The sequence below is a fragment of the Endozoicomonas sp. SESOKO3 genome, from assembly GCF_024606255.1.
Window position 1 is genome coordinate 1 of sequence record NZ_JAHHPR010000382.1, and the last position, 2001, is coordinate 2001.

General features: G+C 45.8%; 1 protein-coding gene. It reads left to right on the forward strand.

Going from position 1 to position 2001, the window contains the following annotated elements; all coding sequences use genetic code 11:
• Positions 1–1902, forward strand: a 1902-nt coding sequence (locus tag KDK18_RS06675; RefSeq protein ID WP_257254094.1) for a DUF4116 domain-containing protein, incomplete at its 5' end; no start/stop codon positions are given.
• Between the last annotated feature and the right edge of the window lie 99 nt (positions 1903–2001).

A 2001-nucleotide genomic window follows, 5' to 3' on the forward strand; every position in this document is an offset into this window, starting at 1 on the left:
CTCACGGATCAAAATGCCCGTTTGTTGGCATTTTTTGCCTCCGGCGGCGGACTGGGTTGTTTGGCAAACCCGATAAAATTGAGTATGTCGCCACAAAGATTAAATTTACTGGCCGAGACCTGTGACAGCGTAAAACGGCTGGTTCACGGGGCTGAAGCACTGCTGGACGGGTGCCAGGCATTCTTGCAACTGGCGGGCAAGAGTCGTTCACACAGGGTCAAGTCATTTCGGCATGAATTACCGCAGCTGATCAACCGGTTCCAGATGTTGAAAAAGACCATTGAATCCGGGTTAAAGAGTATCATTCTTCCTGTGCAAGCCGCCGAAGAAGGACAGCTATCCCCGGGAATATTTCGTCAGTGGGTGGCAGACTGTCATCAGCTTCAATCCTGTCTTCAGGCACTCAACCCTGATAGCGCTGAGCAGGTGCGAAGTGTCCATGAGCTGATTTTTTCCTTGCATCAGCGTTTTGTAGAGGTATTGGCACCGGTCGCTCTGGCTTCGGGCCAGGGCAGGCTTTCCAGGAAAGATCGCGTTACCTATGTTGATTGCAGGGCTCCGGGTAAGCCGGATGATAAGGCACCAATACTGAGGCAGTCCTGCAAAACATCAATCAAAGCATTAGGGTGTTCAGGGACAGTTATCAGTATGGATGAAGCCGTGATTGTTAATCTGAATCTTGGCAGTCATGTGAGCCTTATCGAGCTACTTGAAAACGCAGAGGGGGGCAAAGGACGAACCTTGAGGCTGAAATTTTCTGACGACTTTGATAGAACTGATAATGATGAAAAATCCGGCAAATTCCGGCGTATGTGGTTTCTGGCGCAGTTATTGAAGGAGGTCGAACTGGATAAAAATGCTGATAGCATGAAGCTGAGTTGCAACGCCGTAGCGGGTGAAATGAACATCGAATGCTCCCGTATGAGATCACCTGAAACCATGCAGCATGCCTTTGAAAAACTGATCATTGTGTTACGTGCTATGTGTAATCTGGATATTGAGCTGAAGGGCAGACCCATTTTTGAAGGAGGTCAGTGGGACTTTAACTTACTTGCACAACGCCTTAATCCTGATGTTGCGACAGAGGCAGATAGATTCGCTTTTCAACATTGCCTTTTCGCAATGTCTTATCAAAATAAAAGCACCTTCTCCAAGACTGCCCCTTGCTGTCGGTTATTGAGCAAACACCATCAACAATTTGCTCATTATGCTCATCGGTTCGGTATGTATCATTTGTCATTGGATCGTGGGAGAAAACCAAAAGAAAGTGAGCAGGAAATCTTAATGAGTGCTGAGATGAGCGAGGACATCCGCAGGGAGCTCTTACACCATTTTTTATTATTTTATCCCGTAAGCGCTGTTAGATTGATTGAGCAAGTGTATGACATCGGAAATCAATGCTTTGTTATTAATCCATCCAGGAATTACAGATTGGAGTTTTATGTACCACCGGGCCAGCCACTTGGGGATCATAAAGAAAAGATCAGGAATACCTTGCTGAAGCATGGGCTGGAATATGCCAGCCAGCGGGTTCGGAATGATAAAAACTTTGTATTACCCGCGTTTTCAGGAGATCCCTGCGAACTGGGAGATTTGAGTGAAGAGCTGAAGAATGATAGCGATGTCGTTAAGGCCGCTATCGCAAAATGTCCCTTGGCTCTGCGTTATGCAAGTATAAGACTTCGAGACGATAAAAACATTATCAGAATGGCCATTGCTGAAAGTATTTATCCCTTATCATATGCCAGTCAAAAGGTATTGGAGGATCGCCAGTGCATGCTCGACTTAATTGAAATAAATCCCCAAGCTTTCAATTATGCTGTTTCAGGACTTAAAGGTGATACGGCTTTTATTGAGGCAGCAAAACAAAGAAACCCGCAACTTCGTCAATACCTCAGATAATCTGCGAATAAGGTCTGATCGATTCAGATAACGCTGACCAGTGTAAACCCTGATGTTGTTTTTTCTACTGCGTGCTTCAGGCTGGCGAGTGAACTTTAT